The following is a 13,404-nucleotide window of genomic DNA, read 5'->3' on the forward strand; positions in this document are numbered from 1 at the left end:
ATGAAAAAACAACTTTTGCGCGGGTTAATGATTGGCGCACTGGCAACGATGGGGGCGGGCGTTTCCACCATGGCGCAGGCTGATGGTACTGCACAGTTGGACTTAACCGTAGAGGCAAATATCACCGCCGGTACCTGTGCGGCATCGGTGGTTGACGGCGAGACCGCTACCAACACAATTGCCTTTGGTAATGTCTATATCTCTGAAGTTTTTGCAAAAACAAAAGTGAAACCGTTTAAACTGCGCTTTAGTGAATGCGCGGGATTAAAGGACAAAACTGCGACCGTTACTTTATCACCAAATAACGTCGGTTGTTCTGGCGGTGACTCAAATCAGGCAGCATTTGCAAACTCTTCAACATCGAGCACAAAAGCGAGCAAAACCGGTGTTGAGGTCTGGACAACCAGTACACCTGGTGGTACAGATAGCGTGCAATTCCACTGTTATAATAAAAACCCAGAGACCGTTGATCTGAGCAGCGCCACCACAACAACGCCTGTAGATTACCCACTCAGCGCACGTATGGTAGCCGTTCAAGGTGCTGCCCTTTCTGGTATTACTGCCGGTGATTTCTATTCACCAACCACGTTCACCATTACTTACCAGTAACGGTAATTACCATGATGCGTTTGCGTAGATTAACACTCTCCGCGTTAATTCCGGGGCTGGCAACAGCCCTGGTTGTCGCGCCGCTGTATGCCGACACCAACGTGGATTTCACCGCCACCGTGCAGAAGGATACCTGCCAGTTAGAAATTAATGGTAGTGGAACGGTAAATTTCGCAACCGTAGGTCCCGCCTATTTTGCCGACGGCATTACTGCGGAAACTGATTATGAAGGCGGTCAAGAGTTTTCAATTAAACTTCTGAATTGTCCAATCAGTGACGGAGCCATCACTAATGTTACCTTTAACTTTACCCCCCAAAGCGGACAGTTTGCGAAGGGCAATCAGCAGGTATTTGCGAATGATCTAACTCAGACCTCGGGCGGTGTGGCAAATGTAGGAGTAGTGATTTTCACCACCGATTCACCACGTCAAAATGTGTTGAATACTGACGGCTCGTCAAGGGCGATATTTTCCGCTACAGATTATAGTGATACAACCTGGACCTTTTATTCACGGATGCAGAAAATCCTGAGTACCGAAACAGTTACCCTCGGCGAATTAAGTAGCCATGTACTTGTCAATGTCACCTACCAATAAAATTCGGAACGACCATTAATAGGGAAATTAGCCATGAAGAAAAACATAGTCCTTTTAATATCATCTCTATTTTTATGGTTAGGAGCCAGCAACGCTTATGCCTGGTCTGTCTATATTGGGCAAGCGACCTCGTATCAAGGAGGTGCAGAATATGCAGATGTACAAGACTACTCAGCTCCATTCTCATGGAACCTGCTCCCTTCAGTTGCCGCCCATACAGAATCAGGCTTACGCGAACTTGCCGTTTCTGGTGCGACAGAATTTGATCCCAAGCATGGACTTAATTGTAACTATAACCACGATGTTCATAGTGTAAATCTTTATCATGGTTTTCAGAGTGCGGGTATTAAAAATAATAGCGGCAATCCATTATGGAAAACAAATACTACCGGTTTGTATCTTGGTATGGAAATTACCAAGATTAACTTTGGCACCGCCTATTATCCAGGGAGTTCATTTTGGGTTGACTGGAACGGCGGTGGTACGGATTATAAGTCCTTTGATCTGAATTTCATTAGTACCTCTTATGCAGATTTCTCCACTTTCTGTGATTCAATCGCATGGAAGAAAGGTTATTTTGAAATGGGGGGAATTGTTCTGTGGATTAAATTCCATCTTTATGCTGATGATACATTTAAGCCAACCACATCAGCAGTTAACGTTACCTTTCCAACAAGTACCGGTTACAACTTCCGATTTAAGCTTTCAGACACCAGTATCGGTGGTGGCAACCACTACCTTGATTACGTCATCAGTCCAGGTTCAATAACGATTCACTACCCAACATGTACTGCCACTGCCGTTACAGGTGAAGGTGTTTCAGGATCTACCGTGCCTTTTGGCAGTCGCAACGCAGAAGAACTGAAAGGCGACGGTGTGACAAAAGACTTTTCAATAAAATTAAGTAACTGTACCTACATTAAGAATGTCGAAGTGAAGTTAGGATCAACAATAACAGGCAGCAGTGACAACGCATTATTGGGTAATACTTTAACATCTGGTGCCGCCAGCGGTATTGGCGTGACGGTTGCCGGCGAGAAGAACCCAGCAAGCATCAGCGACTGGATGACGATCATGCCAAACAACTCCAGCTCCGTTTATAAGTTTACGAATATGGAAGACTATACCTATAGCAATATCGGTAACCCCGATCAGATTCTGAATTTCAGAGCAACGCTGAAACAAGACGGTAGCAACACCATCAAACCCGGCGAGTTCAAAGCGACGGGCAGCTTCACTATCGACTATCCCTAAGCGCGTTAATCCGGCGGCTTTCGCTGCCGGGAATACACACAAAGGGCTAACGCTTTTCTGCTTCATTCCCCTACAATGCGGCCATTATATTCATCAATATTATGGCCGGAGAGGTTATGAGCAAACCCACCACTATCGCTGTGTTGCAGAAATGCAAACAAGAGAAAAAGCGCTTCGCGACTATCACCGCCTACGACTACAGCTTCGCTAAGCTGTTTGCCGATGAAGGCATCAACGTGATGCTGGTCGGTGATTCGCTGGGCATGACGGTACAGGGGCACGACTCCACCCTGCCCGTCACCGTTGAAGACATTGCTTACCACACCCGAGCCGTGCGTCGCGGTGCACCGAATTGTCTGCTACTCTCCGACCTACCGTTTATGGCTTATGCCACTCCGGAGCAGGCGTTTGAAAACGCTGCGGTGGTCATGCGCGCGGGCGCTAATATGGTCAAAATCGAAGGCGGCGCCTGGCTGGTAGATACGGTGAAAATGCTCACCGAACGCGCGGTGCCGGTTTGCGGTCATCTGGGATTAACGCCCCAGTCGGTGAATATCTTCGGCGGCTATAAAATTCAGGGCCGCGGCGACGCCGGGCAGGTACTGCTGGATGATGCGCTGGCCTTAGAAGCCGCTGGCGCTCAGTTGCTGGTGCTGGAGTGCGTGCCGGTTGAACTGGCGAAGCGCGTCACTGAAGCGCTGTCGATTCCGGTAATTGGTATCGGCGCCGGTAACGTCACCGACGGTCAAATCCTCGTCATGCATGATGCCTTTGGCATTACCGGTGGCCATATCCCGAAATTTGCGAAGAATTTCCTCAATGAAGCAGGCGACATGCGCGCCGCAGTGCGGCAGTATATGGCTGAAGTGGAGTCCGGCGTTTATCCGGGTGAAGAGCACAGCTTCCACTAATTTTCTGACCGTGCCGGATGACGACGCTACGCGTCTTATCCGGCCCACGGTACCTCAGGCAACTCAAGGAGTCTTGTCGTGTTAATCATTGAAACCCTGCCGCTGCTGCGCCAGCATATTCGTCGTCTGCGTCAGGAAGGCAAACGCGTCGCACTGGTTCCCACCATGGGCAACCTGCACGACGGCCATATGAAACTGGTCGATGAAGCAAAAGCGCGGGCTGATGTGGTGTTCGTCAGCATTTTCGTTAACCCGATGCAGTTTGACCGACCAGACGATCTGGTGCGCTATCCACGCACCCTGCAGGAAGATTGCGAAAAGCTGAACAAGCGTAAAGTCGATTATGTCTTTGCTCCGGCCGTTGAAGAGATCTACCCGCAGGGTCTGGAAGGCCAGACTTTCGTTGATGTTCCCGGCCTCTCTACCATGCTGGAAGGCGCCAGCCGCCCGGGCCACTTCCGTGGTGTTTCCACTATCGTCAGCAAGTTGTTTAACCTGATCCAACCCGATATCGCCTGCTTTGGTGAAAAAGATTTCCAACAGCTGGCGCTGATCCGCAAAATGGTAGCGGACATGGGTTATGACATTGAGATCGTTGGCGTACCGATTATTCGCGCCAAAGACGGTCTGGCCCTCAGCTCACGTAACGGTTATCTAACGGCAGAACAGCGTAAAATTGCGCCAGGCCTGCACAACGTGATGAACGGTATCGCTGAAAAGCTGATTGCGGGTAATCGTGAGCTGCAAGAAATTATTACCATTGCCGAACAAGAACTGAATGAAAAAGGCTTCCGCGCCGACGATATTCAAATTCGTGATGCCGACACGCTGCTGGAGTTGACTGAAACCAGTAAACGCGCGGTGATTCTGGCCGCAGCATGGCTGGGTCAGGCTCGTCTGATCGATAATCAAAGCGTTACATTAGCCCAGTAGACAGGGGTTAAAAATCGGGCAATACTGCCTGAAGATTTCTCAAAGCAGGCCAGTCGCGCCTGCTTAGCCAAGGTAAACGACAGGGTATAGAAGTTATGATTCGCACCATGCTGCAAGGCAAACTCCACCGCGTAAAAGTCACGCAGGCGGACCTGCATTACGAAGGCTCCTGCGCCATCGACCAGGATTTCCTCGATGCCTCAGGTATTCTGGAAAACGAAGCTATTGATATCTGGAACGTGACCAATGGTAAACGTTTCTCAACCTATGCCATTGCGGCTGAACGCGGCTCCAGAATCATCTCGGTGAACGGTGCAGCGGCGCACTGTGCTGAAGTTGGCGACATTGTGATTATCGCCAGCTTCGTCACCATGTCTGACGAAGAAGCCCGTACATGGCGTCCGAAAGTGGCCTATTTTGAAGGCGACAACGAAATGAAACGCACTGCAAAAGCCATTCCGGTACAGGTCGCCTGACAGCCCTTACCCCTGCGGCTGATTGACTATCAGCCGCGACATTGTTTCCAGCGAATCCGTCCGCAGAATATACAGCCGCTTTAGCAACATCGGGTTATCGCCAGGCTTCACCTTCCCTTTCACCGTCGTCACCGCCAAATGAAAACCAGCGTCATGCGCCGCTTTCACCGCCGTCGCGTTATAGCCGCCAAACGGGTAGGAAAGATAGAGCACATGCGGATTAAACTGCCCGAGCGCCCGACGGGAGTGTTCAAAATCAAACAGAATATTGTGATAGTTACGGCTGAGTAAAATAGGTCGTCGCTGGCCATCCACCCGATGCAAGAAATGGGTGTGCGACTGGAAGTCGAAAACATCTTTAATCCCTTCCAGCTCGGAAATACTCATAAACTGCAGCGATTTCGGATCCCACTTCTGTGGGTGGCGCTTGATACGTGAGCTAATGATAAACGCCGTCGCCTTAAAGCCATACTGCTTGAGGACGGGATGCGCATAGCGGCTAACGGACTTCAGGCCATCATCAAACGTAATAACGACCGAACGCGCCGGAAGGTTTGCGCGATTATTGAGGTAGTCTTCTAACTGATACATCGTCAGCGTCGTATAGCCCATATCTCGCAGCCAGGTCATCTGGTTACTGAACGCGCGCACTGATGTGGTGGTGGAGGTATGACGAAAACGCGTGTTCTCTTCATCGCGCAGAATATGATGGTAAGTCAGAATCGGGATACCGTTATCCTGCTGAGCATCCAGCGCGCTGATATAGGCCAGCCGCTCGCCGATGCGAATCTGATACCAGGTCTGATTCAGTCTGTCTTTCAGCCGACTGAGCACCGGGTAACGTAGATTCTCAGCCAGCGTACCAAACGGCGCACTGCCTACGTCCGGCGCGTTATAGACCGGAGTATCTTTCCATGTGATCAGGTTCTGGTTACTCAACGGTTTATTTAAGTCACCCAGGCCGTCTTCCACACGCTGACGCCCCTGCACAGGTTCCAGGTGCCCTTTGTCGATGTAGCCTTTGCCAAAACCGAAGTTGAAGGTGTAGTAATCCTTTGCATCCGGTTCAACAGCAATAATCTGTCCGGCGCGTAAATTACCGACAGTCTCCGTCTTATTGCCAATATGCGCCCAGATCACCGCATCTTCCGTGGTTTGCATATAGCGAGCGGGCAAGGCCGCACCTACGCCACCAGAGAACAGGAGCAACAAAACAAACAGAACGCGCATAACCATATGAGATAACCGAGGCGAGAAACCTCGGCTATTGTAGCAAAAGCATCATCAATACCAATGATTAATACTCATACAAATCATGCTTCAACACGAAGGGGGGATTTTTTTGTTGTTGATGCCAGAGGCTGGAGACTTCGGGGCCGCCAAGCGCGACGATGCAATCACGAAACGCAGAACTGCTCAGCGATTCCCGTGACGAAATCATTCGCTCAAGCAATGGATAGCTGATACCTGAAATCACTTCGCACTGGGGGTGTTTATGACTCATTAACGAAGCCACACGGTAAGGCGCAGCCCCGGCCATATCCGTCAGGAATACTACCCCTTCACCAGAGTCTGTGGCATGCAGGGCATGGCACATCATGCGGCTTAACATATTCGAGCTGAGCCCACGCCAGAAACTTACCGCCTGACATTGCTCCAACGGACCGTACTTTTTCTCCAGACGATGCAGCATATCCTGTGCCTTATCGTCATGACAGGTAATTACCCAACCTAACATTGCCTACCTCCTTAGCAGGCAAGTAGTTTATCAGGGTGATAAATCGGTAATGGTGATAAGCATCAAAAGTCTTCCTCTCCCGAGTCAGGAGAGGAAGAAAGAATTAGCTACGCAGGCCGCGTCCGCGCTGAATCAGGTACCAGCACAGCAAGTAAAACGCCGCAATGAACACCACCAGCACGCCAAACGTGGTGACCAGCGGAACATCGTGAATACCCAGGAAGCCGTAGCGGAAGCCGCTAATCATGTAGACAATTGGGTTCAGATGCGAAAGTCCCTGCCAGAACGGCGGCAGCAGCGTTAACGAATAGAACACGCCACCCAGATAGGTCAGCGGTGTCAGCACGAAGGTGGGGATCAGGCTGATATCGTCAAAGGTTTTTGCAAAGACTGCGTTCAGCAAACCGGCCAGCGAGAACAGTACCGCCGTTAACACCAGCGTGAGCGCCACAAAGACCCAGGAATGCACCTGGAACGGCACGAAGAACAGTGAAATAGCCGTCACCAGAATGCCTACGCACAGGCCACGCGCCACGCCGCCGCCGACAAAACCGGCGATAATCACGTGCGTCGGCACCGGGGCGACCAGCAGCTCTTCGATATTGCGCTGAAACTTGGCGCTAAAGAACGACGAGGCCACGTTGGCGTACGAGTTGGTGATCACTGCCATCATAATCAGCCCCGGCACAATAAACTGCATGTAGCTAAAGCCATGCATTTCGCCGATACGCGAGCCGATCAGGTTACCAAAGATAATAAAATAGAGCGTCATGGTGATGACGGGAGGCACCAAAGTCTGGATCCAGATACGCATAAAGCGGTGGATCTCTTTCGCCCAGATGCTTTTCAGCGCAACCCAGTAAAGCTGCATCATGCGCGATCTCCTTGTTTTTCATGCACCAGAGAAACAAACAGTTCTTCCAGTCGGTTCGCTTTGTTACGCATACTCAATACCTGAATGCCCTGTGCGCTCAGCTGAGAGAAGACGCTGTTGACCCCTTGTTCACGCAGAACCTCCACTTCCAGCGTGGAAGTGTCGACCAGTCGGTACTGATAACCTTCCAGTTTCGGCAGCGGACTTTTTGGTGCCAGATCGAGGATAAAGGTCTCGGATTTCAGCTTGGAGAGCAGACTCTTCATCGAGGTGTTTTCCACCAGCTCGCCGTGCTGAATAATGCCGATATTACGACACAGCATTTCCGCTTCTTCGAGATAGTGAGTAGTCAGAATAATGGTGGTGCCTTTGTCGTTTAAATCCTTTAAAAAGCCCCACATTGAACGACGCAGCTCAATGTCGACGCCCGCCGTTGGTTCATCCAGAATGAGTAATTTCGGCTCGTGCATCAGCGCACGGGCAATCATCAGACGACGTTTCATCCCACCGGACAGCATGCGCGCGCGCTCGTTACGTTTTTCCCATAAATCGAGCTGCTTCAAATATAGTTCGCTGCGTTTGACCGCTTCTTTATGCTCAACACCGTAGTAACCCGCCTGGTTGACCACAATCTGCTGCACGGTTTCAAACGGGTTAAAGTTAAACTCCTGCGGTACCAGGCCAAGCTGGCGTTTAGCATTAACCGTATCTTTTTCAAGATCGTATCCGAAGACACTCACCCGCCCGGAGGTTTTATTCACCAGCGAGCTGATTATTCCAATGGTGGTGGATTTTCCTGCGCCATTCGGTCCCAAAAGCGCATAAAAATCACCCGCTTCGACTTGCAAATCTATCCCGCGTAACGCCTGAACGCCACCGGGGTAAGTTTTTTTAAGTTGTTGAAGTTCCAGAGCAATGGTCATGTTTTTATACTTACCTTACGTTCTGACATTTTATATATAGTTTAAATAATGATGGAGTTACCCTATATTAGCCCATCGAATTTATCTGGCTTCGGGTCGTGCTACTCCATGAAAGACATAGATACACTCATCAGCAACAATGCACTATGGTCAAAGATGCTGATAGAAGAAGATCCCGGATTTTTTGAAACGCTGACGCATGCCCAGAATCCGCGTTTTCTATGGATTGGATGTTCCGATAGCCGCGTTCCCGCTGAACGATTGACCGGTCTTGAACCGGGTGAATTATTTGTTCACCGCAATGTTGCCAATCTGGTTATTCACACCGACCTGAACTGTCTCTCAGTGGTTCAGTATGCGGTGGATGTGCTGGAAGTGGAACATATTATTATATGCGGCCACTATGGATGCGGCGGCGTCCAGGCGGCGATTGAAAATAAAGAACAGGGGCTGATTGATAACTGGTTACTGCACATCCGCGATATCTGGTTCAAACACAGCTCACTGCTGGGCGAAATGCCGCAGGAACGTCGTATGGACACCCTGTGCGAACTGAATGTCATGGAACAGGTCTATAACCTGGGCCACTCAACCATTATGCGTTCAGCCTGGAAGCGCGGTCAGAAAGTGACCATTCACGGCTGGGCTTACGGTATTCATGATGGCCTGCTGCGCGATCTCGACGTCACCGCCACCAGCCGCGAAACGCTGGAACAGCGCTATCGCCAGGGGTTGTCTAACCTGAGTCAGAAACACAGCAACCATAAATAATGTGACATTGCCGGGAGGCGGCGACGCCTTACCCGGCCTACAAACCTGCGCCATCAGGCGCTCCAGCCAATTACTCGTCCAGCAGCACTACTTTGCCAACATACGGCAGATGGCGATAACGCTGGGCATAGTCAATGCCGTAACCGACCACAAACTCATCAGGAATTGAGAAGCCGATAAACTCGACCGGAACATTCACTTCACGACGAGAAGGTTTGTCCAGCAGCGTACAAATAGCCAGGGATTTCGGCTCGCGCAGGCTCAGAATTTCACGCACTTTGGACAGCGTATTGCCGGAATCGATGATGTCTTCGACAATCAGCACGTCCTTGCCACGAATGTCTTCATCCAGGTCTTTCAGGATTTTAACATCACGCGTGGTAGACATTCCGCTACCGTAGCTGGATGCCGTCATGAAATCGACTTCGTGAGAGACATGCACTTCACGGCACAGATCCGCCATAAACATAAATGAGCCACGTAACAGACCAACCAGCACCATATCGCTGCCGCTGTCCTTGTAACGTTCGTTAATCTGGCGCCCCAGTTCAGCAATACGCGCTTTGATCTCCGCTTCCGGGATCATCACTTCAACAGTATGTTTCATAAACCCTATAACTCACTGATTTTTATCAGTTGACACATCATGCAGATCGAAAGAAAGCGCTTACGTTGATACACCGACTGACAGACGGCGACCCGCTCTAACCACAAAACTTGCGACAGCATACAAACAATTCAGTTGATGAAGTATACCAGTAAAGAGAGCGGGTTCCTCTGATAGTTCACAGGAGAACCCGTTTGCGTCGTTTTTTGTACACTTATTAATCAAAACCAGGAGTGCACGGCAGTCTGTGGCTAAAACGTTTCCCAGTGCGGGTCTTGTGGCGAACTCCCCGCAGAGGTCGCTCGTGGAGTATCCTTAGGTGGTTTTCGATGCTCACCGTTGGAGGCATCGCGAGTGATGCGAAATGCCGCCACGGCCAGGCGTAACTGTTCAGCTTGTTGTTCCAACGAAGCGGCTGCGGCGGCAGACTCCTCTACCAGCGCGGCGTTTTGTTGTGTGACACTGTCCATCTGCGAGACCGCGAGACTCACCTGCTCAATCCCCCGACTCTGTTCCTCCGAGGCTGAGGCGATTTCCCCCATGATGTCCGTCACGCGGGTGACCGCTGCGACAATCTCTTTCATCGTTTTACCCGCGTCCGACACCTGCTGAGATCCCATCCCCACGCTGTGGGTTGAGTTATCAATCAACGCTTTGATCTCTTTGGCTGCCTGAGCGCTACGGCTTGCCAGGGTACGGACTTCACCCGCCACAACAGCAAATCCGCGTCCCTGCTCTCCTGCTCTGGCAGCCTCAACCGCCGCGTTGAGCGCCAGGATATTGGTCTGGAAAGCAATACTGTCGATGACGCTGGTGATCTGCGCAATTTGCTGTGAACTGCCGGCAATTTCACTCATCGTGTGCACGACAGTATCAACAACCCGTCCACCACGTGCGGCAGTATCAGACGCATTCTTAGCCAGTTGAGTCGCCTGTTTCGCATTGTCCGTATTTTGCTTCACGGTCGCGGTAAGCTGTTCCATGCTGGCGGCTGTCTCTTCAAGTGAAGCAGCCTGCTGCTCAGTACGCGAAGACAGATCGTTGTTACCTGATGAGATTTCCGTTGCGCCGCTATGAATCGTTTCTGAGCTGTTACGCACCGACGTGACTGTCGAAATCAGCGACTGTCGCATTTCATCTAAGCCCGTCGCCAAACGTCCCATTTCATTACGTCCCTGGACGTCGAGTTGATGGGTCAGATCACCACGGGTGATAATACGGATATGCTCCATGATCTGCGCCAGGGGTTTAAGCAGCATATGCTGCAACCCACTCCAGATCATGCCCAGAACGATGAGCACAGCGACGACAATTGCCCCTAACGTCCATTGCATGCGGGTAAAGCTGTGCTGATTCTCCGCCGCCGCGTGCTGCAGCAACGCGTTGTTTTCGTTACGCCACTGGTCATAGCTGGCTTCCATTTCATCCTGCACCTTCTGAGCATCAAGATCGCCATAGGCCTGATAGTTATTCGCGCGCAGATACTCTATCGATAACGCCATCACGTCGTGCATCTGCCGATACTGTTTTTCCATTTCAGATGCAATTTGCGGATTCTGCCCCGACACCTGCGGCAATGACTGATAATGCGCGAAGTATCCCTCAGCCTTCTTCATCGACTCACTCGCCGTTTTTAGCAAAGTATCAATGGCCGCCAGTGAGGCCGGATCGCGTTGATTCTTTAAGAAACGAATTGCTACGCGGGTTACCGTTACTCGGGTTTTAATCAGCGTATTGACGCTATCACTCAGATTTTCCTGTTGGGCATTCAGGGTGCCTGAGTTCTGGAAATTATGGCGATCATTGTTTACCGCAGAATAAAAAAAGCTTCCTGTCACGACCTGTAGCAAACAGAAAATGGCGAGAACCAGAAGAATGCCGGTAATAACACGCACATTTTTAATCATAGTATTTCATCCATTGAACTCACATTGGGTACCCAATGATTATCGGCTTCAAAGGCGATTACTTTATGTGCAATAGCAGAATTTGCAGGAGGAGGGAGTCGTGCGGTGAAACGCTGTAAAGAGACTGTGTCTTATCCGGCCTACGAGAGATTTCTGCAGGCCGGATAAGCACAGCGTAATTTTTTAGACGGTGAAGCCGAGCATCATCCCGGTATCTTCATGCTCTAACAGATGGCAGTGCGCCATATAGGCATGCTCTTTTGGCGCGTCGTGGTCAAACTTCACTAACACCTCGCTCACGCCGCCTTCTACCCGCACAGTGTCCTTCCATCCCGCGCGGTGTGCGGCAGGCGCTTTGCCATTCTCAGACAGAATGCGGAACTGCGTGCCGTGAATGTGGAACGGATGCAGCATCATGTCGCCCTGGCCGGAAATCACCCAGCGTTCGTGCTGACCTTTCGCCGCGGCAAACATCGGTTTATTCATATCAAATGCCTGGCCATTAATCCGGTTGGCATTATGGAAGTCGAATGATCCATGCTTCATGTTGCCCATGTCGCCATGCTGCATATTCCCCATCTCACCGTGGTTCATATTGCCATGATTCATATTGCCGTGGCCCATATTGTCATTATTCATATGGCCCATCATCTTCCCATGATCCATACCCGCCATGGCCTGACCGCCGTATTTCTTCATCAGCATTTGCATGCCCATCATATCGAGCATCGGATCCATCGACAGCTGCAGCTTGCGCACCGTCAGACCTTCCAGTGACGGCAGCGATGGCATGGATGTCAGCGAATCTGGCAGCGTGCCGGAAGCGGTAATCAGCAATGGTTGAACGCGCATCACCGGGTGCGGCTTATCGAATGGCGCAATCGCCATCCCCATCTGACTGACTGGCAGAGTGACCAGATCAAAAGCTTTGCCGTCACTGACATCCACCAGCACTTCAAAGCGCTCGCCCATCAGCATAGGAAGCTCGGTCACTTTTACCGGTTCAGCCAACAGTCCACCGTCGCTGGCAATGACGTACAAAGGACGATTGTCGCTGGCCGCAATGTTCAGTGAGCGTGCGTTACAACCATTCAACAGGCGTAGACGCAACCAGCCACGCGGTGCGGCATGCTGAGGATAAATCGCCCCGTTGGTCAGCAGCGTATCGCCAAACCAGCCGACTGCGGCGGTCATGATGTCCAGTTGATAATCAACCTGCCCATCAGCAGAGAACTGTTTGTCCTGAATAATCACCGGCACATCATCAATGCCCCACTGCTTAGGCAGCATCAGCTTGCGAATCTCTTCATCTTCAATCAGCACCAGTCCGGCCAGGCCCATCGCCACCTGGCGACCAGTCTTCCCATGCTGATGCGGGTGGAACCAGCAGGTTGCTGCGCGCTGATCCGGCGTGAAGGTCACTGAACGTTTCCCGCCCGCCGGGATAATGCCCTGCGGCCCACCGTCAACCTCTCCGGGGATTTCCAGCCCGTGCCAGTGCAACGTCGTCTCTTCGGCAAGCTGGTTGTGGATATCCACCGTGACCGCCTGCCCTTTGCTCAGCTTGACCGCTGGCCCGAGCAAGTTGCCGTTATATCCCCATGTGGTAGCAGTTTTACCTGCAAAGCTCGACTGCCCGGCTTGTGCAATCAACTGAATGCGATTAGAAGCATCGGCGGTTAACAGGTCTGGAATGGGTAATGCGGGACGGTCTGCGGCGAATACGCTACGGCTCCACAGAGGTAATGCTGACGCGACGCCCAGCGCCACGGAGTACTTTAAAAAGTCACGACGTTGCATAATCA

14 protein-coding genes are annotated in these 13,404 nt (G+C 51.2%); 7 read left to right on the forward strand and 7 right to left on the reverse strand.

The genetic code is table 11. The features are described from left to right. The 6 genes from OGY04_RS16970 to panD all read left to right on the forward strand — a co-directional run bounded on the left by OGY04_RS16970 (position 1) and on the right by panD (position 4,779). On the forward strand, positions 1-609 hold the full coding sequence (locus OGY04_RS16970) for a fimbrial protein (RefSeq protein WP_048236115.1): 609 nt from the start codon (positions 1-3) through the stop codon (positions 607-609). 11 nt (positions 610-620) lie between these two features. Continuing rightward, a complete protein-coding gene (locus OGY04_RS16975) occupies positions 621-1,205 on the forward strand; it encodes a fimbrial-like protein (protein WP_111466105.1) in 585 nt (194 codons plus the stop codon). A 33-nt stretch (positions 1,206-1,238) separates the two neighbouring features. Next, positions 1,239-2,459, forward strand: coding sequence for a fimbrial protein (locus OGY04_RS16980; RefSeq protein ID WP_008786235.1), 1,221 nt, complete (start codon positions 1,239-1,241; stop codon positions 2,457-2,459). Positions 2,460-2,575: 116 nt separating this feature from the next. Further along, a complete protein-coding gene (panB, locus tag OGY04_RS16985; protein ID WP_111466107.1) occupies positions 2,576-3,370 on the forward strand; it encodes a 3-methyl-2-oxobutanoate hydroxymethyltransferase in 795 nt (264 codons plus the stop codon). Between the two features lie 78 nt (positions 3,371-3,448). Next, positions 3,449-4,303 carry a pantoate--beta-alanine ligase gene (gene panC / locus OGY04_RS16990; RefSeq protein ID WP_008786233.1) on the forward strand — a complete coding sequence of 285 codons (855 nt, stop codon included), beginning with the start codon at positions 3,449-3,451 and terminating at the stop codon, positions 4,301-4,303. A 95-nt stretch (positions 4,304-4,398) separates the two neighbouring features. After that, the gene (gene panD / locus OGY04_RS16995; RefSeq protein ID WP_000621526.1) at positions 4,399-4,779 is read left to right on the forward strand and encodes an aspartate 1-decarboxylase; all 381 of its coding nucleotides are present in this window, start codon (positions 4,399-4,401) and stop codon (positions 4,777-4,779) included. 6 nt (positions 4,780-4,785) lie between these two features. Here panD and OGY04_RS17000 read toward each other — a convergent pair whose 3' ends face one another. The 4 genes from OGY04_RS17000 to OGY04_RS17015 all read right to left on the reverse strand — a co-directional run bounded on the left by OGY04_RS17000 (position 4,786) and on the right by OGY04_RS17015 (position 8,314). Continuing rightward, a complete protein-coding gene (locus tag OGY04_RS17000; RefSeq protein ID WP_020996224.1) occupies positions 4,786-6,015 on the reverse strand; it encodes a polysaccharide deacetylase family protein in 1,230 nt (409 codons plus the stop codon). Between the two features lie 61 nt (positions 6,016-6,076). Continuing rightward, a complete protein-coding gene (locus tag OGY04_RS17005) occupies positions 6,077-6,517 on the reverse strand; it encodes a PTS sugar transporter subunit IIA (RefSeq protein ID WP_032942385.1) in 441 nt (146 codons plus the stop codon). Between the two features lie 103 nt (positions 6,518-6,620). Beyond that, positions 6,621-7,391: an ABC transporter permease gene (locus OGY04_RS17010; protein WP_008786229.1), complete on the reverse strand. Its 771-nt coding sequence runs from the start codon at positions 7,389-7,391 to the stop codon at positions 6,621-6,623. Then, positions 7,388-8,314: an ABC transporter ATP-binding protein gene (locus OGY04_RS17015; protein ID WP_003829469.1), complete on the reverse strand. Its 927-nt coding sequence runs from the start codon at positions 8,312-8,314 to the stop codon at positions 7,388-7,390. Before OGY04_RS17015 ends, OGY04_RS17010 begins: the two co-directional genes overlap by 4 nt. A gap of 108 nt (positions 8,315-8,422) precedes the next feature. On the opposite strand from OGY04_RS17015, the gene can reads away from it, so the two are divergent. Further along, on the forward strand, positions 8,423-9,085 hold the full coding sequence (can, locus tag OGY04_RS17020; protein WP_008786227.1) for a carbonate dehydratase: 663 nt from the start codon (positions 8,423-8,425) through the stop codon (positions 9,083-9,085). Positions 9,086-9,155: 70 nt separating this feature from the next. Here the strand turns inward: can and hpt are convergent, their stop codons facing one another. The 3 genes from hpt to cueO form a co-directional block, all read right to left on the reverse strand. Beyond that, the gene (gene hpt, locus OGY04_RS17025) at positions 9,156-9,692 is read right to left on the reverse strand and encodes a hypoxanthine phosphoribosyltransferase (protein ID WP_003018658.1); all 537 of its coding nucleotides are present in this window, start codon (positions 9,690-9,692) and stop codon (positions 9,156-9,158) included. 251 nt (positions 9,693-9,943) lie between these two features. Continuing rightward, a complete protein-coding gene (gene tcp / locus OGY04_RS17030) occupies positions 9,944-11,599 on the reverse strand; it encodes a methyl-accepting chemotaxis citrate transducer (RefSeq protein WP_286585694.1) in 1,656 nt (551 codons plus the stop codon). Positions 11,600-11,782: 183 nt separating this feature from the next. Beyond that, positions 11,783-13,399 (reverse strand): multicopper oxidase CueO, encoded by a 1,617-nt coding sequence (gene cueO / locus OGY04_RS17035; protein WP_286585697.1) that lies wholly within the window; start codon positions 13,397-13,399, stop codon positions 11,783-11,785. Positions 13,400-13,404 lie beyond the last annotated feature (5 nt).

Source organism: Citrobacter sp. Cpo091, from assembly GCF_030332645.1.
Lineage (GTDB): Bacteria > Pseudomonadota > Gammaproteobacteria > Enterobacterales > Enterobacteriaceae > Citrobacter > Citrobacter portucalensis.